The 23,304-nt window shown below is 31.5% G+C and carries 21 protein-coding genes; 4 read left to right on the plus strand and 17 right to left on the minus strand.

What is annotated here, in order from left to right; translation table 11 throughout:
• Nucleotides 1-53: 53 nt before the first annotated feature.
• From LACAL_RS04485 to LACAL_RS04550, 14 genes are all read right to left on the minus strand, one after another.
• Nucleotides 54-1,916, minus strand: a complete 1,863-nt coding sequence (locus tag LACAL_RS04485; protein ID WP_013869518.1) for a SulP family inorganic anion transporter — start codon at nt 1,914-1,916, stop codon at nt 54-56.
• An 80-nt stretch (nt 1,917-1,996) separates the two neighbouring features.
• The gene (locus tag LACAL_RS04490) at nt 1,997-2,662 is read right to left on the minus strand and encodes a DUF2490 domain-containing protein (RefSeq protein WP_013869519.1); all 666 of its coding nucleotides are present in this window, start codon (nt 2,660-2,662) and stop codon (nt 1,997-1,999) included.
• 14 nt (nt 2,663-2,676) lie between these two features.
• Nucleotides 2,677-3,492 (minus strand): universal stress protein, encoded by an 816-nt coding sequence (locus LACAL_RS04495; protein WP_013869520.1) that lies wholly within the window; start codon nt 3,490-3,492, stop codon nt 2,677-2,679.
• A 6-nt stretch (nt 3,493-3,498) separates the two neighbouring features.
• On the minus strand, nt 3,499-5,091 hold the full coding sequence (locus LACAL_RS04500) for a SulP family inorganic anion transporter (protein WP_013869521.1): 1,593 nt from the start codon (nt 5,089-5,091) through the stop codon (nt 3,499-3,501).
• A 91-nt stretch (nt 5,092-5,182) separates the two neighbouring features.
• Entirely contained in the window at nt 5,183-5,464 is a 282-nt protein-coding gene (locus LACAL_RS04505; RefSeq protein WP_148256121.1) for a hypothetical protein, read from the minus strand.
• Nucleotides 5,465-5,522: 58 nt separating this feature from the next.
• Nucleotides 5,523-6,281, minus strand: coding sequence for an SH3 domain-containing protein (locus LACAL_RS04510; RefSeq protein ID WP_013869523.1), 759 nt, complete (start codon nt 6,279-6,281; stop codon nt 5,523-5,525).
• Nucleotides 6,282-6,295: 14 nt separating this feature from the next.
• Nucleotides 6,296-8,068, minus strand: a complete 1,773-nt coding sequence (locus LACAL_RS04515) for a BatD family protein (RefSeq protein ID WP_013869524.1) — start codon at nt 8,066-8,068, stop codon at nt 6,296-6,298.
• Between the two features lie 56 nt (nt 8,069-8,124).
• Complete coding sequence (locus LACAL_RS04520; protein WP_013869525.1) at nt 8,125-8,955, minus strand: tetratricopeptide repeat protein; 831 nt, start codon at nt 8,953-8,955, stop codon at nt 8,125-8,127.
• 112 nt (nt 8,956-9,067) lie between these two features.
• Nucleotides 9,068-10,105, minus strand: a complete 1,038-nt coding sequence (locus LACAL_RS04525) for a VWA domain-containing protein (RefSeq protein WP_013869526.1) — start codon at nt 10,103-10,105, stop codon at nt 9,068-9,070.
• Between the two features lie 26 nt (nt 10,106-10,131).
• Complete coding sequence (locus LACAL_RS04530) at nt 10,132-10,644, minus strand: flavodoxin family protein (RefSeq protein WP_013869527.1); 513 nt, start codon at nt 10,642-10,644, stop codon at nt 10,132-10,134.
• 4 nt (nt 10,645-10,648) lie between these two features.
• A complete protein-coding gene (locus tag LACAL_RS04535; RefSeq protein ID WP_013869528.1) occupies nt 10,649-11,653 on the minus strand; it encodes a VWA domain-containing protein in 1,005 nt (334 codons plus the stop codon).
• Entirely contained in the window at nt 11,653-13,350 is a 1,698-nt protein-coding gene (locus LACAL_RS04540; RefSeq protein WP_013869529.1) for a hypothetical protein, read from the minus strand. The genes LACAL_RS04535 and LACAL_RS04540 overlap by 1 nt, the downstream gene beginning before the upstream one ends.
• A gap of 43 nt (nt 13,351-13,393) precedes the next feature.
• Nucleotides 13,394-14,257, minus strand: a complete 864-nt coding sequence (locus LACAL_RS04545; RefSeq protein ID WP_013869530.1) for a DUF58 domain-containing protein — start codon at nt 14,255-14,257, stop codon at nt 13,394-13,396.
• 164 nt (nt 14,258-14,421) lie between these two features.
• Nucleotides 14,422-15,423 (minus strand): MoxR family ATPase, encoded by a 1,002-nt coding sequence (locus LACAL_RS04550; protein WP_013869531.1) that lies wholly within the window; start codon nt 15,421-15,423, stop codon nt 14,422-14,424.
• 227 nt (nt 15,424-15,650) lie between these two features.
• Between LACAL_RS04550 and LACAL_RS04555 the strand changes: the two genes are divergently transcribed.
• From LACAL_RS04555 to LACAL_RS04565, 3 genes are read left to right on the plus strand one after another with little or no spacing between them, the layout of a single operon-like run.
• A complete protein-coding gene (locus tag LACAL_RS04555) occupies nt 15,651-16,526 on the plus strand; it encodes an aldo/keto reductase family oxidoreductase (RefSeq protein WP_013869532.1) in 876 nt (291 codons plus the stop codon).
• A gap of 23 nt (nt 16,527-16,549) precedes the next feature.
• A complete protein-coding gene (locus tag LACAL_RS04560; RefSeq protein ID WP_013869533.1) occupies nt 16,550-17,308 on the plus strand; it encodes an SDR family NAD(P)-dependent oxidoreductase in 759 nt (252 codons plus the stop codon).
• Nucleotides 17,309-17,342: 34 nt separating this feature from the next.
• A complete protein-coding gene (locus tag LACAL_RS04565; protein ID WP_013869534.1) occupies nt 17,343-18,476 on the plus strand; it encodes an ATP-binding protein in 1,134 nt (377 codons plus the stop codon).
• A 221-nt stretch (nt 18,477-18,697) separates the two neighbouring features.
• On the opposite strand, the gene LACAL_RS04570 is transcribed toward LACAL_RS04565, so the two are convergent.
• From LACAL_RS04570 to LACAL_RS04580, 3 genes are all read right to left on the minus strand, one after another.
• Nucleotides 18,698-19,294, minus strand: coding sequence for a hypothetical protein (locus tag LACAL_RS04570; RefSeq protein ID WP_013869535.1), 597 nt, complete (start codon nt 19,292-19,294; stop codon nt 18,698-18,700).
• 20 nt (nt 19,295-19,314) lie between these two features.
• Nucleotides 19,315-20,250 carry an OmpA family protein gene (locus tag LACAL_RS04575; RefSeq protein WP_013869536.1) on the minus strand — a complete coding sequence of 312 codons (936 nt, stop codon included), beginning with the start codon at nt 20,248-20,250 and terminating at the stop codon, nt 19,315-19,317.
• Between the two features lie 218 nt (nt 20,251-20,468).
• A complete protein-coding gene (locus LACAL_RS04580; RefSeq protein ID WP_013869537.1) occupies nt 20,469-22,022 on the minus strand; it encodes an aldehyde dehydrogenase family protein in 1,554 nt (517 codons plus the stop codon).
• 121 nt (nt 22,023-22,143) lie between these two features.
• Here LACAL_RS04580 and LACAL_RS04585 point away from each other — a divergent pair, with 121 nt between their 5' ends.
• Nucleotides 22,144-23,241: an isoaspartyl peptidase/L-asparaginase family protein gene (locus LACAL_RS04585; protein WP_013869538.1), complete on the plus strand. Its 1,098-nt coding sequence runs from the start codon at nt 22,144-22,146 to the stop codon at nt 23,239-23,241.
• The last annotated feature ends 63 nt before the right edge of the window (nt 23,242-23,304 follow it).

The raw sequence follows: 23,304 nt of genomic DNA on the forward strand, positions 1-23,304 counted from the left end.
TTAATTAATATTTTTCTTCCGCGAAAGCGAAAAATTGATTTAACTTATTTTTTTTAATATTTATCTTCTACATTGTTTTTAACCCAATGTAAGCAAGAATCAAAATCTTTAAATATATGTTTTGCTGGTACTAAATTTGGTATTATTTCTATTCGCTCCATCATATAGCGTGGTTGTTTTAGTAAATTTACAAAGAGTACATTCATGTTTTGCTTTTTTAAATCTACTATAACATCTTCCATTGCGTATAATCCTGATTGATCCATATACTGCATTCTGCCCAAGCGTATTACTACTGTTTTTGCTGTATTAGGTATTTGTTTAGATAATGCTTGAAACTCGCTTGTTGAGCCAAAAAACAATGGTCCTTTTACGTGTTTTATAAACACTTCTTCTTTTAGCCTTACTGGAAACCCAACTTCGTCTGCCCAAGCTTCTTCTTTAAGAGACTTAACATCGCTTCTTTTAGCTGTTAAATCTCCTATTTTTTTCATAAACAATAAAGATGCAATTACTAAACCAATACCAACGGCGTAAACTAAGTTCCAAAATGTTGATAATACTAATACAACTAGCATTACTAATACTTCTGAGCTTAATTTTATAGGCCCGATTTTCATATCTTTTGGTAAAACAGGTATTGCTTTTAAGCCTTTATAATCCATAACACCAATACCAACTGTTATTAGAATTCCTGCTAATACTGCTGCTGGAATTTTTGATGCTATTGGACCTAGAGCTAATAAAATTACTAATAGCATTACGCCTGCAATCATACCAGATAGTTTTGTTTTACCTCCAGCATTAATGTTTACAACGGTTCTAATAGTTGCTCCTGCTCCTGGAATGCCTCCAAAAATTGCTCCTATACTATTACCAATTCCTTGACCTACCAATTCTTTATTTGGTTTGTGTTTGGTTTTAGTCATATTATCTGCAACTACACTTGTTAAAAGCGAATCTATAGCACCTAATAATGCTAATGTGATTGCTGTAAAAATATATGGTGTAATCGCTCCTAATGAAAAGCTTGTAAATATTTCTAAATTTGGAATTGGTAAACCTGATGGAATTTCTTCTATTGGTCTGTAATCTAATCCGAAACCAAAAGCTATACCAGATACTACAACTAATGCGACCAAAGCACTTGGTATTTTTGTTGTTATACGTTTAAAGCCATACACTATAAAAATGGTTGATAGTGCTAAAATAAGCTCTAACCAGTTAATATTTTGTATTGCTCTTGGTAACGATTTTAGTGTTCCCATAACTCCAGATGTAGCAGATTTTGCAAGTGTTTGAGACTCTTTTGCTATATCTTCTTGAGTTAAGGCTTTTGCTCTTTTTATAGTTTCTTGAAAATCTTCTAACACTAAAATACCTTCTCCAGCTTCTTCTTTAAGTATATTCTCAAGAATAAGTTCTTGGGCTTGTGGTTTGAATTGGCTTACTAGTTCTACATCTTCTTTTGGGTAGTACCCAATAGCAGGTAAAATTTGTGTTACCAATATTATTACACCAATTGCCGTCATGAAACCAGAAACTACAGGATATGGTATGTATTTTATGTATTTACCAAAGCCTAATGCGCCAAGTCCAATTTGTATTAAACCTGCTAATAAAAAAACGGTTAATATTGCTGGTAATGCTTTTTCCACACTACCGTCGTTTGCTGCAATTATTCCTGCAATTACAACCATACTTACCGCCGTCATTGGAGCAGTTGGACCAGATATTTGTGTGTTTGTACCACCAAATAAAGCGGCAAAAAAGCTAATAAAAATAGCACCGTATAAACCTGCACTTGGTCCTAACCCAGAAGAAACTCCAAAGGCTAAAGCTAAAGGCAAGGCAACAATACCTGCTGTAATTCCGCCAAAAGCATCTCCTTTGAGGTTTGAAAAAAAGTTTTTCATTTTTATTTAAGGTTAGGTTTCTAAAGTTACTTTTAATATACTTATTTTAAAAGTATTATCTATTAATATAATATTATTTATTAAAAGTTAACAAAGGCTATTAGGTTTATTTGATCTCTTCCTGATGTTTCAAAAAATTGATTCATATAACCTAATTCTAATTTTAAAGATTTTGAAAATTTATAGCCTAAACCACCATACAATCTATTTCTATCGAAAACAGAAGATTCTGTATTTAAAAAGATTTCGTTATATGCTGAAAGGTATAATGGGTTGTTGCCATCTTCTTTATATTGTAATGGAATATTTATCCCTAAAAAATACCTGAAACGCATTTTAAAATCGTCTTCTACAAAACGTTGTTCAAAACGGTAACGATGGCTTAAACCTACTTTTCCTACTTTTTGTTTGGTTGTAAATTGTTGAAAAATTCTGTGTTCATTTACAGAAACTTTCTCGTTAGTATCACCTACATAATTTTCAGATAAAATATAACCATAGCCCAATAAAATATTGTTGTTATTTTCGGTTAAATTATAACCTAATCCGGTTCTTAATAACAACTGTTCTAAGTCTCCAACAGCATCGTAATTTCTGTATTGTATTTCGTTATGGATATTCCATTTACTATTAAGCTTTTTATTTCCTATATAAATAAGCCAATTACCTAAATTACTATCTTGAGCTGTTGATAAAAATGGCACAAATAGAACAGCTAATAGTACTATGGTTAATTTGTTTTTCATCTATTTTAATTTATTTAATTTCTTGAATCTGCAAATAATAAAGGAACTTCTATTTTATCTATTAGGTTTTTTATGTCCTTTTTTGCTAATACAGTTTTTTCCTTTTTGCTAGTTTGTTCTCTATTGACACAAAATAGATTTATATTATTTTGAACAATATAGTTTGACAAGTTTTTTATAGCGTTTTCGTTTTGATTTAAAACTAATGGTGTACCGTCACTATTAACAAGAGGTTCTGGTTCTATAGAGCCATTACTGTTTTTAATAAACGTAAACGATTTTATTTTTTGTGTTGTATGTTCCTGTAAAATACTTGGGTACAACACATTTTTATTTTCGTTATTAGCATTTAAAACACCTATTGTCAACTCTTTACTAGTCTCTAAAACATTGTTTTTAGGAGCTATCATTACTAAACCTTTAAATGTATTTATAATATGGTTTGTAATTTTATCTCCAATAAAATTTACTGCTTTAGCTTTCCTTTTTCCTAAAACAATTGTGTCTGGTTTAATTTCCTCTATGTGTCTAGTAATCTCATTTTTCACATTTCCATAACTAAAATTATAATTAATAGTAATGTTGTGTTTTTTTGAAATAGACTCGATAGCATTTTTTATTTCAGATTCAACTAAAGTATAATCTTCGTTAATTCCACGAATAGCAGATAATTGGTTATCTACATTTACAACCTCGGTTGGTTTCTTTACATAAAAAAGGGTAATCTCACCTTTTATAATATTAGCTAAAGCTATAGTGCTTTTTAAGGTACTTTCGATGTTTTTTTTAACATCGATAAGTACCAAAATTTTGTTTTTGTTATTTTTCATAACATTTTAGCTTAAACTAATACTAGACTTTGGTCTTAGCTGGAAGAATTCTATAAAACTTGGTGGATTTTCTACAATACCACGTTTAGAAATTAATTTAATATCGATATTTCTTTCTTTTGCTTTAAAAGCAAAATCTTCTAATATTTCTACTATATCGTAATCTAGGTATCTTGTTTTTGTAACATCAAATTCTAAATATGTATCTCTTGGTAAGCTGTCTAATTCTTTTAAAATTGCACCTTTGTTAAAGAATGTTACTTCTTCGGCTAATTCCATTTTTATTCTATTTTTTCCATTGCTTTTGTCCTCAATATGAAGAAAGTGAGAGTTCTGGTAACTTTTTAATAAAATAACCACGATACCAACTGCTAAACCTAAACCAATACCTACTAATAAATCTGTAAAAACAATTCCTGCTACAGTAACAAAAAATGGTACAGATTGTTTCCATCCTAATTTGTACATTTTCATAAATAATGCTGGTTTTGCTAATTTATATCCTACAATTAATAAAATTGCAGCCAATACAGATAAAGGAATTTTATTTAGTAATGTTGGAATTAAGATTACTGATATTAATAATAAAAAACCATGAATAATAGTAGATAATTTACTCTTTCCTCCTGATTGGATATTAGCAGAACTTCTTACAATTACTTGTGTTATTGGAAGTCCACCAACTAATCCAGATAGTATATTACCTGCTCCTTGTGCTAATAACTCTCTATTTGTTGGTGTTACGTTTTTATCTGGATCTAACTTATCTGTCGCTTCTACACATAATAACGTTTCTAAACTTGCTACAAGTGCAATTGTGAATGCTATAACCCAAACTTCTGGATTTGTTATTGCTGAAAAATTAGGGAAGCTAAATTGCCCAATAAAAGAATCTAAACTATCTGGAACAGGTACGCTTACTAAATGAGAATCTGCAATAGCAAGAGTTTCGCTCGATTGTGTGATAACGTAAAAAACAATACCAACTACAACAGCTACTAATGGTCCTTGAATAATCTCAAAAATCTTTCCTTTTTTAACTAATACATTGCTCCATAATAGTAAAATACCTAAGGCTATAAAGCCTACTACCATTGAGCCTATAATTAGGTTATCGAAAATATTAAATAATGCAGAAAATGTATTCTCTCCTGAAGCTTCTACGAAGCTATCTGCTCCTTCTGGTTCTGCATCGTAACCAAAAAAGTGTGGAATTTGCTTTAAAATAATAATAATTCCAATACCGGTAAGCATTCCTTTAATTACTGAAGAGGGAAAATAATACCCAATAATTCCAGCTTTTAATACTCCAAAAAGCAATTGAATTGCTCCTCCTAATACTACAGCAACTAAAAAGTTTTCATAACCACCTAAAGTTCCTATGGCTGTTAATACAATAGCTGCTAAACCTGCTGCAGGTCCGCTAACTCCAATTTTAGAACCACTTAAGGCTCCAACTACAATTCCTCCAATAATTCCTGCTATTAATCCTGAAAAAAGTGGCGCTCCACTTGCTAATGCGATACCTAAACATAAAGGTAAGGCAACGAAAAATACTACGACACTTGCAGGCAAGTCGCTTTTTAATGTTTTAAACATTTTTTTAATTGATTTTTTACTATTGAAAGTATTTCAATAGTGTTTACTAAATAATAATTTTATGGGACTATAAAGTCTAACGAATTAATACTTAGATAAAATCGGGTGGTGGAAATATGAGATTTAAATGTGGTTTAGGATAGTTTTTGTAGTAATACCCTAAGTTTTCATTTTGTAAAGAGTTAAAAAAAGAACTGTTATCTTCATTTGTTTTGGTAAAGATTAACTTAATACAAGCGTGTTCTTCTTCTTCTTCAGAAAGACTATAGAAAACAGAAACATCTGCAGTGTCATCAATAATTGTAATTATTGATGGAGCTGTTATAATTGCTAAAAACAGCACTGTAAAAAATATAGATATATTTATTTTCAAACTTTCTTAAAATTGAAAAGCAAATATAAATCTTGATTCTTAAATAATAGTTAAACTATTAATAAAAAATGTCTAATAATTTTATATCGCTATTTGGAATCCAACCTGTTTTACCATCACTAAGTTTTATTTTTTTCCAATTGTTTACTGTATCAAGTACCTGCACTTTAGTTCCTTCATGCAAAACAAAAGCTTCGTCACTTCTTAAATTAGGCTCGCTTTTTACTTGTGCTTCTTGTGCAAAAACTATTGCAGGATTATTTTGTCTAGTTAAATTGTAATTATAAAAGGTAAAGGCTAATGCTATAAAGGCTAAAAATATACTTAATGTACTACTTATAAAAAGCAAACGTTTTTTTCCTGTTGTATATGTAAAATAGTATGCTAAATACAATAATACAAATAACACTACCAAACCTATAGATACTTTTGCCCAAGCATCAAAAGACATAATATTTGCAAAGTTTTTTACAAATTTAGATAAGCCAACTTCTGGTAAATTATGTATAGCATCTACACGCATGTTGTTAGCAAACGACAAATTATTTTTTATATCCTTGTCGTTTGGTTTTAAAGCTAAAGCTTTTTCATAATAATATACACTTGGTGCTATATGATTTAATTTATAATGCGCATTTGCTATATTAAAATAAAGCTCTGCCGAGTGTTCGTTAGTTTTTAAAATAGCTTGATACCTACTTAAAGCTTCGGCATATTTACCTTGATTATATAATGTATTACCTTGCTCAAAATATTTTTCATTTTGTGCAGATACGCTTCCTAAGAAGAATAAAAATATGTAGAGTAAGTATTTCATTTTTTATTTAAAACTTATCTAATTTGCTTATCTATTAAGTTTATTGTTTTTGCTGCTTTATCGTAATCTTGTTGCATGGTTACGGTTGTAATTGGCGTATATCTTGCTAATTCACAATTTTCTAGAATACTTATAAAATCGTTAATTACGGTTTGTTCTACATTTTTTTCGGTTAGTAGAACACTAATCCTGTCTTTACTTAGCTCGCTTGTTTCTATATTTAATTTTGCTTTTAAATAATTATGAAGTGCTCTTTCTAAAGCTATGTAAAAGGCTTCTTTTTGTCCTAGAGATTTTTTTGCGGCACCTAAATACTTTTTAGCCAAACGGTCTGCTTTTCTAAGTCTGTTTCCTACAACATCACTTGCGCGCTCGTCTCTTTTTCTTCTAAAAACAATAGCTAACGGTATACATAACAGTGGCGCTAATAAGCTTGTCCAGAATGCTGTTGATTTAAAAAACGGCTTTTGAGTTTTAGATATAAAATGAGGCTCGGTTTTAATAAAAGCAAATTGATCATTACTTAAAACCACACGTTGTTTTTCACTACCTTGAGTGACTAAATTATTATCTGAAGCTCCATAAACCGGACCTTCTAAAACGTTTACAATTTGTTCGTTAGTAGAAAGTCTTTTATAACTTTCTGTTTTTGGATCGAAATACGAAAATGAAATTGCCGGAATTGGATATTTGCCTTTGTATTGCGGTACAATAGTGTAACTGTCTGAAATACTACCTTGCATCCCATTAAATGTTGTACGTACGTTCTCGTTGTGTTCTGGCTCGTAAACCTCTAAAGATCCTGGTAAGTTTAACTTAGGAATTTCGAAAAGTTTTAAGTTTCCTTTTCCTTCTACCTCAACTTTAGCTTGTAGAGACTCTGATGCATTTAATGCTGTTTTAGAGGTGCTTAAATTAATAGAAAATTCGCCTACTGCTCCATTAAAATCTTCTGGCTTGTTTTCTTCTGGTAAAGGTTTTACATTTATTGTACGACTTCCTGCTGATACATTTACTAGAACTTTACTCATTAATCGTTGCCCAAAAATATCGCGTCGTCTTGTTGGAACTTCGGCAGTGACTTCTAATTGTAATGGTTCGATTTCTAATTTACCTGTTTTTTGTGGGTATAAAACTGTACGTCTTAATATTACAAACTGGTAATCTTCACCTTTATATTTACCTCGTTCGGCTTTTAAACCTTTAGGATTTATGTTTTGACTCCAAAAATCGTCGAATTCTGGATCTTTAGTTTCTCTCCAGTTACTAACTCCTGTTGATGGTGAAACATAAAGTTTATAAACTACAGTAACTGCTTCGTTTAAATAAGGGTTTGTTTTAGAGACCTCTGCTACCAAATGTATATTTTCACTTGCTACAACACTTGGGCTATTAGGGTCTTTAGGCTTATCTATAGCTTTAGTTACTTTTATAACTATTGGTGAGCTTTTATAGGTTTTGCCTTCAATTTCTATTGTTGCTTCTTCTATCATAAAATCACCCATGCGTTCTGGAGCTAAAAAATAGCTATAGGTTTTCTCGAATGAGCGTTTACCATTAATCCATGAGTTACTTACAGATTGGTTTGGACCACCAACAATATTAAAGCCACTAAACTTTGGAGCTTTAAAATTATCTCCATCTTGATTCATAGAAAAATCTACACGTAATCGTTCGTTTAAACCTAGTGTTTTTTTACTTACTCTAGCTTTAAATTCTACTTGCGCAGTTACAATACTTGTAGAAAGTATTATTAATAAAAATGATATGTATTTTATTAGTTTCATTATTTAAAATAAACATTTTGATATTTCCTGTGTTGCGAAAATAACGAATATGTTAATTACCAATCTTTTTCTGTTTGAACTTTAGCACCTTTTGCTTTTTCGGCATTTATTTTCTCTTGTACTTTTTGTTCTTGATTATTCATAGCTTCTAACAAGTTTTTAATTTGTTGAGGCGATAATTGTCCTGGTTGCTGTTGCGGCTTTTGTTGTTCTTTCTTTTCGTCATCTCCTTTTCCGTCTTTTTCTTTTTCTTCGTCTGGCTTACCTTTATCTTCTTTGTCGTCTCCTTCTTTTTTATCGTCGTCGCCCTGATCTTTTTTGTCGTCTTTATTTTCGCCTTCGTCTTCTTTCTCCTTTTTATCTTTATTTTCTTCGTTTTCTTGGTTATCGTCTTTTTTATCGTCTTCTTCTTGTGGTGGCTCTTGATTTTTAGCACATTCTTTTGCAAGACCTAAATTGTAACGTGTTTCATCATCTGTTGGATCGCTTCGTAATGCATTTTTGTATGCATCAATAGCTTCTCTACATTTTTTATTTTGCATTAATATGTTACCTATATTATGATATGCTCTGTGTTTTTCGGTTTTATTAGTTGCATTTTTTACTGCTTGTTGATTGCGGTAAAGTGCTTCGTCAAAATTTCCTTTTTTGTAATAAGAATGTCCTAAATTATATGCTCCCGCTGTATTTGTTGGTTGTGTAGAAAGTGCTTTTCTATATTCCATTTCTGCTAAAACGAAATCGTCTTCACTCACCAAATCATTAGCATTATAAATTAAATTGTTTGCTGTTTGCTTAATTTTATTAAGCTTTTTAATATTTTCTTCTTCTTGAGCGAAAGAAAATATTGAAACAAATACGAATATGTAGGTTATTAAATTTTTCATTTTTTTCAACTTCTAAATATATAAAAGTGTCTCTTTTATATGTGTTAATGATTTTATAAAAATTAACTCATTAACATTCAGATTGTTTTGCACGCTTCCGCGGAAGCGAAATTTATAGATTTTCGTTAAAGAGATTAAGTTTTTTAAGCCATGCTGTTTTTCTTTCTAATAAGAAAATATCTATAATTAAAAACAAAATGGCTAGACCTAAAAACCATTGAAATTGGTCTTTAAATTCTGCAAATTGTTTTGCTTCAAATTCGGTTTTATCCATTTTATTTAAGATGTCTCTAATCTCATCTACCACTTCACTTGTAACTCTACCGTTTATGTAGGCGCCATTGGCTTCCTCTGCGATATCAACAAGTGTTTGCTCGTTTAATCTTGTAATTACGGTTTCGCCTTGTTTGTCTTTTTTATAATTTAAAACAACACCGTTTCTTTTTATTGGAATTGGACCTCCTTTTGCATCTCCAACGCCTATTGTAAAAATACGAATACCTTCGTTACTGGCTTCTTCGGCAACATTTGCGGCTGCTTCACTATGGTCTTCTCCATCTGATATTATTACAAGTACGCGATTTGTTTGCTGGTCATCGTCATAATATGTTTTGGCTAATTCTATGGCTTCGTTTATTGCTGTACCTTGAGATGACAACATATCTGTATTCATGTTTTGTAAAAACATTTTCGCAGAAGCATAGTCTGTTGTTATTGGTAATTGTGGAAATGCTTTACCGGCGTAAGCTATTATTCCTACGCGGTCACTTGCTAGATTGTTTATAATTTGCGTAACTAACTGTTTTGATTTCTCTAAACGGTTTGGTGCAATATCTTCAGCAAGCATACTTTTTGATACGTCTATTGCAAATACAATATCTACACCTTCACGTTTAATTGTTTCTAGTTTTGAACCCACTTTTGGATTTACTAAAGCAATTGCCAAACTTGCAAATGCTAAACATAAAACGAGAATTTTTAGTATTGGCTTAAATAACGATTTGTTTGGACTTAAGCGTTTTAATATTGCTTGATTTGCAAATTTGTTTTGTGTGTGACGTTTCCAAAACTGAAGCATTAAAAACAGCACTATTATTACTGGAATAACCAATAATGCCCAAAACCATATTTTTTCTTCTAATTGAAACATCTTTTAATGTTTATTCGTTTTTTTAATTATTTTAAAATTTGCTTTTCAACAAAATTCTCTATGCTATTATTTACTTCTTGCGACACTCTTCCTGCTTCTACCCAAGTGTGTAAATGGCCTTTATATTGCATACCTAAATATTTTGCCGAATTGATGAAAGGCATTTCGAAACCATTATAAAAACGGCTATCGTTACTACTACTTACGCTTGCCATTTGCATGTTTCTTAACTGGCGACCGTAATCTTTTTCTAATTTTAAAAAATCTGAAATACGATCGAAAAAAACTTTCATTAACCCACTCATTGTATACCAATATATTGGTGTTACAAACACTATTATTTTATAATTTGTAACTATGTTTTTAAATAACGGGATAAAATCGTCATCTCTATTATTAAACTCATAGTCAAAATGACCAATGTTTTTTGTGTTTAAGTCTACTACATCATAGCCTGTTTTTGCTTTTAAAACTTGTACAATTTTACTTGTATCGCCTTCACTTCTAGAACTGCCTTGTATAATTATTCCTTTATTCAATTGCTTATATAAAACTTCTAAAAATTGTTATTCTTAATAATAATTCAAACAATAATAATATACCTGCAATCCAAACGAACATACGAAACTTCTCTTCGTAATTGTAAAACTTAAATTCTTCTATTTCGGTTTTTTCAAGCTTGTTTATTTCATCATATATTTCGGCTAACTTTTTATTGTTTGTTGCTCTAAAATATTTTCCTCCTGTTACTTGCGCTATTTCTTTTAATAGTGTTTCATCAATTTCTACTTTAACTCTACCATATTGAAATTGCCCATTTTGCTTTATTGCAATTGGCGATAACGCCATGCCATTTGTACCTAAACCAATTGTATAGGTTTTTATACCAAACTCTACTGCTAATTCGCTTGCAATTTTTGGATTAATTGAACCAGAATTGTTTACACCATCTGTTAAAAGTATAATTACTTTGCTTTTTGCCTTACTATCTTTTAACCTATTAACAGCAGTGGCTAAACCCATACCTATTGCGGTTCCTCCTTCTATTATGTTATTATATCTTATTTCTTGAAGCGAGCGTAATACAATACTTTTATCGCTTGTTATTGGTGTTTTTGTATAGCTTTCTCCTGCATATTCTACTAAACCAATACGGTCGTTTGGCCTACCTTTTATAAACTCACTTGCTACATTTTTTAACGCTTCTAAACGATTTGGTTTTAAATCTTTTGCCAACATACTGGCAGAAACATCTATTGCCATAACAATATCTATACCACGAGTTGTTTTTGTTTTTGTAGACACATCTACTGTTCGTGGTCTAGCAATTGCTGTTATTATTAGTGCTAATGCAATAAGTCTTAGTGCAAATAAAAAGTGCTTAAATTTTGGCAACCATGAGCTTGTTACTTTAAAGCCTTTTAAACTAGATATTTTTAGCTCTGCTGTTTGTTGTTTGTTTTTAAATATATACCATACAATTGCTAATGGTAGTAATAGCAACAACCAAAAGAGTTCTTTATTTAAAAATTCTATGCCTTCAAACATTATTCGGTTTTTGGTTTTAATTCTATTGATTCTAGTACTTGTTTTACAACATCGTCTAGATATACATCGTCTTCTTGTGTTATTATAATTTGCTGTAATATATTACCAACAGTAAATAATAATACGTTATATTTTCCTGTTCTTAACGCATCACTTCCTGAAGTTGGCAAGCTAATAGAACCGTAAATTCTTAGTCCTTCTGCTCCATTTGGTGTGGTGAATTTTTCGTTTAACAAAATAATATCTTTAGCACCTTTAGACTCTAAGCTTCTTACAATAGCTTCGCCTGTTTGTTCTAAATCTATATCTGGAGTATTATCTTGTTGTGATTGTTGTTGTCCAGGTTGAGATGGTTGTAAACTTGCTTGGTTTTGTATTGTAACAGTTGCTGTTGCAATGCTTAAAATATCTTCTATCGCTCCATAACTAAAACCTGAAGCTTTAACATTTGGATTTTGTGCGGTTGTTTCTGCTTTTTCTATACGCTTAAGTACTTTTGGTGTGCTAATAGTAATTGGAGGAAAACCATATTCACTTGTTACCCAATTTTCTTCTAGTAGCTGTTTACTTTCTTTTTGTACAATGGTATCTTTTACGTAGTTAAAACCATATTTATAAGCAAAGCCTGCAAAGGTTGCTATTAACAATAAACCTACAATACCTGCTGTTAACAATACTTTTTTACGTTTTTGTTGTTTTTCTATTTCTTCTTTGTATTGCTGGTCTAAAAGTTTTTCTTCTTCGGTTGGTTCTGGCAAGGCTTCTTTTACATGATCTAACTCTAAATCTATTGTGTTTCTATCGATTTCGGCTAAAGCTACATCTGGTTTACCTTTAGCAAATTTTACCAAATCGGCTCTTTTAAGTATCGTTTCAATATTATTTATATCTTCTTTACTTAATTCTATTTTATTACCTTCTTTTAGCAAGTTTAGCCTTGCTACCAACTCATCTGTTGTACTCTCTAATGCACGATCGTAGACTTTCTCGTCTAAATATTTTCTTATTATAAAAGTTAAATCTGAATAGTAATCTTTTAAATTTTCATTTTGAAGATATCCTGTTTCATCTAATTTTTTTAAAGCTAATTTTGCTCTATCGTACGGTGGCAATAATGCTATTTCTTCTTCTTCGGTTAAAGGTTTTACTCTCCATATAAACCACCATAACAGAAATGCTACTAGTGCTAAAGCTACTATTGAAAGCAGAAGATATTTCCACCAATTACCTACACTTTTATCTACTGCTATTATAGGTTTTATATCATACAAACCTTGTTTTGTTGTATCTACAGCGATTTCTCTTACTTCAATTTTAAGAGAATCTGTAAAAACATTTTTGGCTCCAATTATAATTTTTTGCCTTGGTATTGTATAAGCTCCAGAATCGAATTGTGTTAAACCGTATTTTTTAATTAGGTTATACTTAGCGTTGTTTCTTGTAGTATCTATTGTGTAATTCTCTATAACCTCTAGTGCGCCAAACGTTTTACCTTCTGGGAAAATAACAAGTGCTGCTGTGTCTGCCTCAACCTCAACTTTATAGGTAATTTGTTCTCCTATTTTAATAGAATCTACATCTATTGAAGCTTTTACTTGAGCATAAGATAAAAATGAAAAGATTGCAAAGAAAAAAGACAGAACAAGTGTTCTGTTTTGCGTTATTTTCTTTTTAAAAAGTGATTTTGTTTTTTTCATTTACTAAAGGTCTTGACTTCGCTTAACCAAATATTATATTTAATTATCTTCTTTTAAAATAACCTAATAGCTTTTTTACATAGCTTTCATCTACTCTACAATCTATTGTTCCTGCACCTGCTTTAGCAAAACTGTCTTTATAGTAAGCCACTTTTTCATGATAAAACTTACTGTAGTTTGTTCTTACTTTTTTTGATGCTGTGTTTACTAACATAAGTTCGCCAGATTCTTCATCTTGCATTTGCACCATACCTAAATTTGGTATTTCTTCTTCGCGTTTATCGTAAACTCTTATACCTGTAACATCATGCTTTCCTGCTGCTATTTTTAAAGTGTGACTATAGTCGTCTGCAATAAAATCACTCAACACAAAAACAATTGCTTTTTTCTTCATTACATTACGCATAAACTTTAGAGCTTCTGCAACGTTTGTACCTTTACTTTTAGGCTCAAATTCTATTAATTCTCTAATAATTCTAAGTACATGTGAGCGGCCTTTTTTAGGCGGAATGTATAATTCAATTTCATCTGAAAACAATATAAGTCCAATTTTATCATTGTTTTGAGTTGCTGAAAAAGCTAATGTTGCAGAAATTTCGGTTATAATTTCATTTTTAAATTGTTGGTCTGTACCAAACAACTCTGAACCTGAAATATCTACCATTAATAACATGGTTAGCTCACGTTCTTCTTCAAAAACTTTTATATGAGGTTGATTGGTTCTGGCAGTTACATTCCAGTCTATATTTCTTACATCGTCTCCAAATTGATACTGGCGAACTTCAGAAAAAGTCATACCTCGACCTTTAAAAGTCGAATGGTATTCGCCTCCAAAAACATGATCAGACAAACGACGTGTCTTAATCTCTATTTTACGTACTTTTTTTAATAATTCTTTAGTATCCATTATTTTTTAGTATACAGTTTTTAGTTTGCAGTAAGCAGTTCTAAAAATTGCGAAATCGGTATGTGAAAATTAATTTTCGATGTTAAATATTAAATGAGCAGTAAAAAAAATTAGACTACAAGTAGATTAATGCCTACTGAGAACTAATTGACTGCTTACTTTAATTATGGCACCTCAACTACATTTACAATTTTATTTATTATATCTTCACTAGTAACATTTTCTGCTTCTGCTTCGTAAGTAATACCAATTCTATGACGTAATACATCGTGTACCACAGCACGAACATCTTCTGGTATTACATAACCACGACGTTTAATAAAAGCATAACATTTTGCTGCTGTTGCTAAGTTAATACTTCCACGTGGCGAAGCACCAAAAGCAATTAAAGGTTTTAAATCTCCTAATTTATATTGTTCTGGGTAGCGTGTTGCGAAAATTATATCAAGTATATATTTCTCTATCTTCTCATCCATATAAACTTCTCTCACAACTTCTTGAGCTCTTAATATTTGCGCTACAGAAACTACAGGATTTACTTTATCCCAAGAACCTTTTAAATTAGCACGCATAATTAATTGCTCTTCATCTTGTTTAGGGTAATCTATAACCGTTTTTAGCATAAACCTATCAACTTGTGCTTCTGGCAGTGGGTAAGTACCTTCTTGCTCAACTGGGTTTTGTGTTGCCATAACTAAAAATGGCTTATCTAAAACAAAAGTTTCATCTCCAATAGTTACTTGTTTCTCCTGCATTGCTTCTAATAAAGCAGATTGTACTTTTGCTGGCGCTCTGTTAATCTCATCGGCCAAAACAAAATTTGCAAAAATTGGACCTTTTTTAATAGAAAAATCATTCTCCTTCATATTAAAAATTAAAGTACCTACAACATCTGCAGGTAATAAATCTGGAGTAAACTGTATACGGCTAAAACTACCATCAACAGCTTTAGATAAAGTATTAATAGCAAGCGTTTTTGCTAATCCAGGAACACCTTCAAGTAAAATATGACCACGTCCCAAAAGCCCAATTAATAATCGTTCAACCATATGTTTTTGGCCAACAATTACTTTATTCATTTCAAGTGTCAATAAATCGACAAAGGCACTTTCCTTTTCAATTTTTTCGTTAATTGATTTAATATCAATAGTACCTGTTTCTTCCATCTTTATATAGTTTTTATAAGTCGAATTTAATATTGGAAATTAAGAACTGCAAATTGTCACTTTTTTTACATATATCTTGTTAATAATTGGTTAAAAATTCAAGCATTTAAAGCACCTAATAGCAATTAGTTTGGTATTTTTAAAGCATCAAAAAAAAATTAACAATACTGCGTTTTTTAATTTCATCACAAAACGCAAGTTAATTAAACACAAATTGAAAAATTATAATGAATAAAAATAAATATTCAAATATCGTAGCCGGCACAATGACTTGGGGAGCTTGGGGAAACAACCTTAACAAAACCGAAATGCTTGAACGCATACATCACTGCTTAGAAAACAACATAACAACCTTTGATCACGCCGATATTTATGGAGACTACTCCACAGAAAATGATTTTGGGAACGCATTTATAGAAAGTGGCATAGATAGAAACAACGTCCAATTTATAACAAAATGCGGAATTCAATATCTTGGCAAGTCGAGACCAGAACTTAAAGTTAAACACTATAACTATACAAAGGACTATATTATCGCTTCCGCGGAACAATCCCTAAAAAACCTAAAAACAGATTATATAGATTTGTTTCTTCTACACAGACCAAGTCCATTAATGGAACCAGAAGTTATAGCTGAAGCTTTTGAAACACTTCGCAATACAGGTAAAGTAAAACACTTTGGAGTCTCTAACTTTACTGCTTCCCAAATGGAATTAGTAAAACAACATGCCGAAATTTCTACAAACCAAATAGAGTTTTCATTAACACAACATACTGCAATGCATGATGGCACATTAGATTATATGCAAACTAACAATATTGGCACTATGTCATGGTCGCCTTTAGGAAATGTATTTAAAGAAGATACAGAACAAACAAGACGCATACATAAACAGTTAGGTAATTTGATGGACAAATACAATGCCACAGAAGACCAATTACTTTTAGCATGGATTTTAAAACACCCGGCAAATATTCGTCCCGTTATTGGCACAACTAATACTAACAGAATGACTAATGCCGTAAAAGCAACTGCTATTAATCTAGATTTAGAAGATTGGTTTTTAATTTTAGTGGCCTGCCAAGGACACAAAGTGCCTTAATAGTGAATAGTAAAAAATAAATTATGAGTAGAAATAAAACAGCATTAATTACAGGAGCTACAAGTGGTATTGGTCGAGCTACAGCTCACGAATTTGCTAAACACGGCATTAAACTTATAGTTTGCGGCAGACGCCAAGAACGCTTAGAAACCATAAAAAAAGCATTAAGAAAACACACCGAAGTACATATTTTAAACTTTGATGTTCGAGATAAAAAAGCAGTTTTTACAGCAATAGAATCTTTACCAGAAAACTTTAAAAATATAGACATATTAATTAATAATGCTGGTAATGCACATGGCTTAGACCCAATTCACGAAGGCAATATAGACGATTGGGATGCCATGATGGATATTAATGTTAAAGGCTTATTATATGTAAGCAAAGCTATAATACCACAAATGACTGAGCGTAAATCTGGACACATTATAAACATTGGCTCATCAGCAGGAAAAGAAGTTTACCCAAAAGGCAATGTGTATTGCGCAAGTAAACATGCTGTAATAGCAATTACAGAAGGTATGAGAATAGACTTAAATCCATACGGTATTAAAGTTGGCGCCATAAATCCTGGTCTTGTAGAAACCGAATTTTCTCAAGTACGTTTTAAAGGCGAAACACTAGCCGATAATGTTTACAAAGGCTACAAAGCTTTACAACCAGAGGATGTTGCAGATGTAATTTATTTTGCCATTTCAAGACCGCCACATGTTAATATTGCAGATGTTTTAATGTTTTGCACTGCGCAGGCAAGTAGCACTATTGTTAAAAAAGAAATATGAACTAAAAATAAAACTCCTTTAAAACAGGAAAAAAATGATTAACAAGCGTCTTTTAATAAAGAACCTACTCGCACATAACGACGAGAACAGTTTTTATGATAAAAAACGCAAAATAGACATTGGACAAAAAGAAGGAAAAGCTAAATTTTTAAAACACGTTTGCGCTTTATCTAATAGCAACCCAAAAAATAACTCGTATATAGTAATTGGCGTAGAAGATGAGGATAACACTATTGTTGGTGTTGATTTTTTTGACGATTCTAAAATTCAAAATCTTATTAACGCCTACCTTACCAATCCGCCAATAGTACAATACGAAAATATACCTTTTCCTCATCTTCCAGATTATAAAGTTGTTGGTTTAGTAACTATTCGTGCCATAGATGGATTAACATCTTTAAAAAAAAATATTTGGAAATATTATGGCGGTTCTGTGTTTTTTAGAGACGGAAGCATGAGCATGCCGAAGGTTTTTAAAAGTGACATTAAGGATGTAAACTCTAAAATTGTTGAAGCCATAGAAAGTCACTCACACAATAATATTGAATACACTTTAAGTAGTGTTTTTGATTTTATGAACAAAAGAGAAGACTACAACCCACAATACAAAGTTTTTAAAGAATATTTTGTTGTGTGTTGGGCAGGACAAAAAAAACAGGTAAAAAATGAAATATTTTATTCTCGTGTAGATATTGAACTTATTAACGAACAAGTTCGTTTATTTTATTCTGCACTTGATGAAGTTTCTATTTCTTTTGATAATGATAGTTTTAAAATTACTGAGTATGTTTCGTTAGGCCTTCAAAGCAACTACAAATACTACCCATTAGAAGAAACTATAATCAAATTTAATAACAATGCTAATTATACTATTGATTCTACATTAATATTTCAACCTCCACAATTTGACAAAAAAGTTTTACACCATATATACAATGCAAACAATGTCCTACTTGAGAAGCTAAAAAACAATAGCAAGTTAACAACTACCCAGGCTAACGACCTTAATAATTTACCAGCTACATACCTAATTTGCTATTTAAATAATTTTCATGAAGCAATAGATAAATTACATGAAGCTAAACCGTATTTAAAACAATATAATAATACTGTTTACATACGCTACAAAGAGTCTATTAGAATATTAAGAAAGGTTAAGTACAGTTAATCTCCATTTTAACTTACCATTTACACAAAATTAACTACCATTTATACATTAGATAATATGTTGTAAACTAATAATATATAAGTTTGCTATGCTATTAATCAATTCTAAATAAGTCCTAGAATTCCCAACAAAGATTGGCATTATTCTAAGATTTTCTTACAAAAAAACCGTTTCACCTATTACTTTTAGGAGAAACGGTTTTAAAGTTTTAATAAGTGATTTTATTTTCCACCATCAAGTTTATCTTGCCAATCTTTTAATTCCTGCCATTGTCCCAAAGCTGCTAAACTTGCTTGTTTTGGCCAGGTTCCTGGTTTATGAATTTCAAAACGCTTACCACCACTTTTTAAAACTTCTAAACACTTCTCTACAGAACAATCTGCCAATGCCGACCAAGTTGTAACTCCATGATTATGAAACAATTCTTTAATTTTTGGCCCTATACCTTCTACAATAGTTAAATCGTCTTGCTTAATATTTTTTCCAAATACTGCTTTTGCAGCTACTAGATCGAAAACTACAGCTTTAGTTTCTTCTCTTTTACTTGGTTCAGATATTGAATCTCCCGCAAAACTAGATACTGCTCCTAACGAAGAGTTACCTCCGGAATAAGTAGATTTTTTACTTGACTTACAAGCTTCTAAATCTGCTTCAAGTTTAGATATTCTATTTCTATAAACATCTACATTTACTTTAGCACCATCATCACTACCATTACTAAATAAACGTCCTAAAAGATACCCTAAAATTGCGCATATAAGACCTACTAAAATTGGGATTAACCAGCAAGGAATACCACTTATTGCTAATACATTCATAATTTTTATTTTTTATATAATTAATTAATTGTTACTACTAATCTTCTATTTTTTGCTTTACCGGCTTCGGTGCTATTATCTGCAATTGGCTCATCTGGACCCTTAGAAAAAGTATTTATTTTATTAGATGTTATACCATTTTGCACTAAGTATGATTTTGCAAACTCAGCTCTATTTTTTCCTAAACCAATATTAGTTTCACGGTTTCCTGTATTATCTGTATGACCTGTTATTCTAATTTTAGCATTATCAACCTTATCTATATACCTTACAATTTTTGAAACCTTTTCCCTTTGTTGTGTTGTAAGATTTATTGATGCTGCACCAGTATCAAAATAAAGCATTAAAGAATTTGCTTTTATATCTTCTTTTAAAGCCACTAAAGCTTCTTGCTCACTTGTATCATTAGCATCTATTGTTGCTATACTATACTCTGCCGGACCAGAAAAAATAGAATTATTATCTGGCACCAAACTATCATTTAATTCTCCATAAGTATTTATTTTCTTGGTAGAAACTCCTATTGAAACAAAATAGTTTTTAATTGCATTAGCTCTTGCAAGTCCTAAATTTGGAAAAGCAGATTCATTTTTTTCTTCTGCCGTATAGTATCCAGTTACATCTATAGCTTTATCTGGATTATCTTTTAAATAAGCAGCAACTCTCTCTAATTGAGTCTTCAATCCATCCGAGACAGGTTCTAAAATAGCAAAGTTTGATACTTTAAAATTAAAATTATCACTTGCTGTAAATCTTATACTACTTTTTTCGTCTATAGCAGAAAAAGTATTAAAGGTTGGTGTTTTTACTTCGGGTTTTTCTGCTTCAATTGTTTCGGTTTCCACAATTGCATTTTGCGCTTCTAAACAAGGTTTACAACACAAATACCAATACAAAACTGTACCAATAATTATGGTTAGCAAAATACCTAGAAGATAGCTGGTTTTTTTACTCATTATATTGTTGATTTTTAAATTAGTGATTATCAAGTTATTAAAATTTTAGCTAAATTTTAACACTCCCTTAAGCAATTCGATAAAATCTTAATTAAAAATCGATAAAAACAACAAAATAAGCGATTAACTTACATAAAAAAGTAACATATATCTTTTACATAAAAAAAAGCCACATCTTTCGATGTGGCTTCCTAACTAACAAATAGTTATTTTCTTTTCTATAAATCAAACTTAATACCTTGAGCTAAAGGTAACTCGTCTGAATAATTTACTGTATTTGTTTGGCGTCTCATGTAAACTTTCCAAGCATCAGATCCAGACTCGCGTCCGCCACCTGTTTCTTTTTCACCTCCAAAAGCACCTCCAATTTCAGCACCAGATGTTCCAATATTTACATTTGCAATTCCACAATCTGATCCTGCAAACGATAAGAATTTTTCTGCTTCTTTCATTTCATTAGTCATAATAGCAGAAGATAATCCTTGCGCTACTCCATTTTGAGTACCAATTGCATTTTCAACATCTCCAGAGTATTTCATTAAATATAAAATAGGAGCAAAAGTTTCTGTCTGCACAATATCAAAATCATTTTCTGCTTCAATAATCGCTGGTTTTACATAGCAACCAGACTCGTAACCTTCACCTTCTAAAACACCACCTTCAACCAAAACAGTTCCACCTTCAGCTTTTGCTTTTTCAATTGCTGCTAAATAAGTGTCTACAGAATCCTTGTCGATTAATGGACCTATGTGATTTTTTTCATCTAAAGGATTACCAATGGTTAACTGCCCATAAGCACCAACAATAGCGTCACGTACTTTATTGTAAACACTTTCATGAATAATTAATCGTCTTGTAGATGTACAACGTTGTCCACAAGTTCCTACCGCACCAAATACTGCTCCTGGGACTACTACTTTTAAGTCTGCGGTTGGCGTTATAATAATTGCATTATTTCCACCTAATTCTAATAAAGATTTTCCAAAACGTTCTGCCACTGTTTTACCAACAATACGTCCCATTCTAGTAGAACCTGTAGCAGATATTAATGGAATTCTAGAGTCTGTAGTCATCATTTCTCCTACTTTATAGTCTCCATTAATGATACAAGAAATACCTTCTGGCAAATTATTTTCTTTTAAAATTCCTGCAATTATATTTTGGCAAGCTACTGAGCAAAGTGGTGTTTTTTCTGATGCTTTCCAAACACAAACGTCTCCACAAACCCAAGCTAAAGCTGTGTTCCAAGCCCAAACGGCTACTGGAAAGTTAAAAGCTGAAATTATACCTACAACTCCTAATGAATGCCATTGCTCACGCATTACGTGACCTGGACGTTCAGACGGAATTGTTTGCCCGTTTAATTGTCTAGATAAACCTACAGCAAAATCACAAATGTCAATCATTTCTTGCACTTCACCATAACCTTCTTGAAGCGATTTACCCATTTCGTAAGACACTAATTTTCCTAAAGGCTCTTTTAATTCTCTAAGTTTATTACCAAACTGTCTTACAATTTCACCTCTTTGCGGTGCTGGCATAGCTCTAAAAGTTGTAAAAGCAGAAGTAGCTGCCTCCATAACTTTCTCATAATCCTCTTTTGTTGTTGTAGAAACCTTTGCAATTAAAGAACCATCTGTTGGTGAATATGAAGAAATTTCCTCTCCATTTCCAAAGTTATTTGAACCTGTAGAGGTTCCATGGTTTACATCTTTTATGCCTAATTGCTCTAAGGCTTCTTTTATTCCGAAATCAGTTGAAACTGCTTGCATATATCTCTGTTTTTTACGAATTATTAAATTTTGAAGCGAATATACTAATAAATATGCGTTTTTACAGTTATAGCTTTCTTAAAAAACTGTAACTTTAATGCTAATAAAAACCACCAAAAAAATGAAAAAAATTATCTTCTACATCACACTTTGTTTATTAGCATATAGCTGTGGCGAGCTCGTACCAAACCCAGACAAAAATCCCGAAAATATTACAAGAGAAAATCCAAATCCAAAAAGCACTCTTAATAGCAAACCTAATAAGGTAAACGATTTTGCAATTGTTATTCATGGTGGAGCAGGAACAATTTTAAAAAAGAATATGACCGATGAAAAAGAAGCCGAATACAAAGCTAAATTAGAAGAAGCCATTAGAACCGGTTATACTATTTTAAAAAATGGTGGAAGCAGCCTTGATGCGGTTGAAAAAACCATTAATGTTTTAGAAAATTCTCCTCTTTTTAACGCTGGAAAAGGAGCTGTTTTTACAAATGCAGAAACCAATGAGTTAGATGCTTCTATAATGGATGGAAAAACACTAAATGCTGGTGCTTCAGCAGGTACAAAAACAGTTAAAAACCCTATAAATTTAGCAAGAGCAATCATGGAGAAATCACCTCACGTAATGATGGCTGGTGAAGGCGCCGAAACCTTTGCAAAAGAGCAGAATTTAGAACTCGTATCTCCAGAATATTTTAAAACTGAAAATAGATTAAAAACCTTAAAACGTGTTATTAAAAAAGAGCAAGAAAAATCTTTTGAAAATAAATTGGCTTTTTACGATGCAGATATAAAAGACAGCAAGTTTGGAACTGTTGGTTGTGTAGCCTTAGACAAAAACGGCAATTTAGCCGCTGGAACCTCAACCGGAGGCATGACAAATAAACGCTATGGTCGCGTTGGAGATGTGCCAATTATTGGCGCTGGAAATTACGCTAATAATGCAACGTGTGCAGTTTCTGGAACTGGTTGGGGAGAATTTTTTATTCGTGCCACAGTTGCTCATGATATTTCTGCTTTAATGGAATATAAAGGTTTAAGCTTAAAGCTAGCAGCAAAAGAAGTAATACAAAAAAAAGTTCCAGATCTAGGTGGCAATGGAGGCATTATAGCTGTTGACAAAAACGGAAATATGGTTATGGATTTTAATACTGCTGGAATGTATCGCGCCAGTATGAACGATAAAGGCGAATTAATTGTGAAAATTTACTCCAAATAAAACTTTAACAAAAATCTAACAACCAACCATAGACTAAATTTAAACAATTGAGCGTAATTATAT

Origin of the sequence: Lacinutrix sp. 5H-3-7-4, from assembly GCF_000211855.2 — a bacterium.
Classification (GTDB): Bacteria; Bacteroidota; Bacteroidia; order Flavobacteriales; family Flavobacteriaceae; genus Lacinutrix.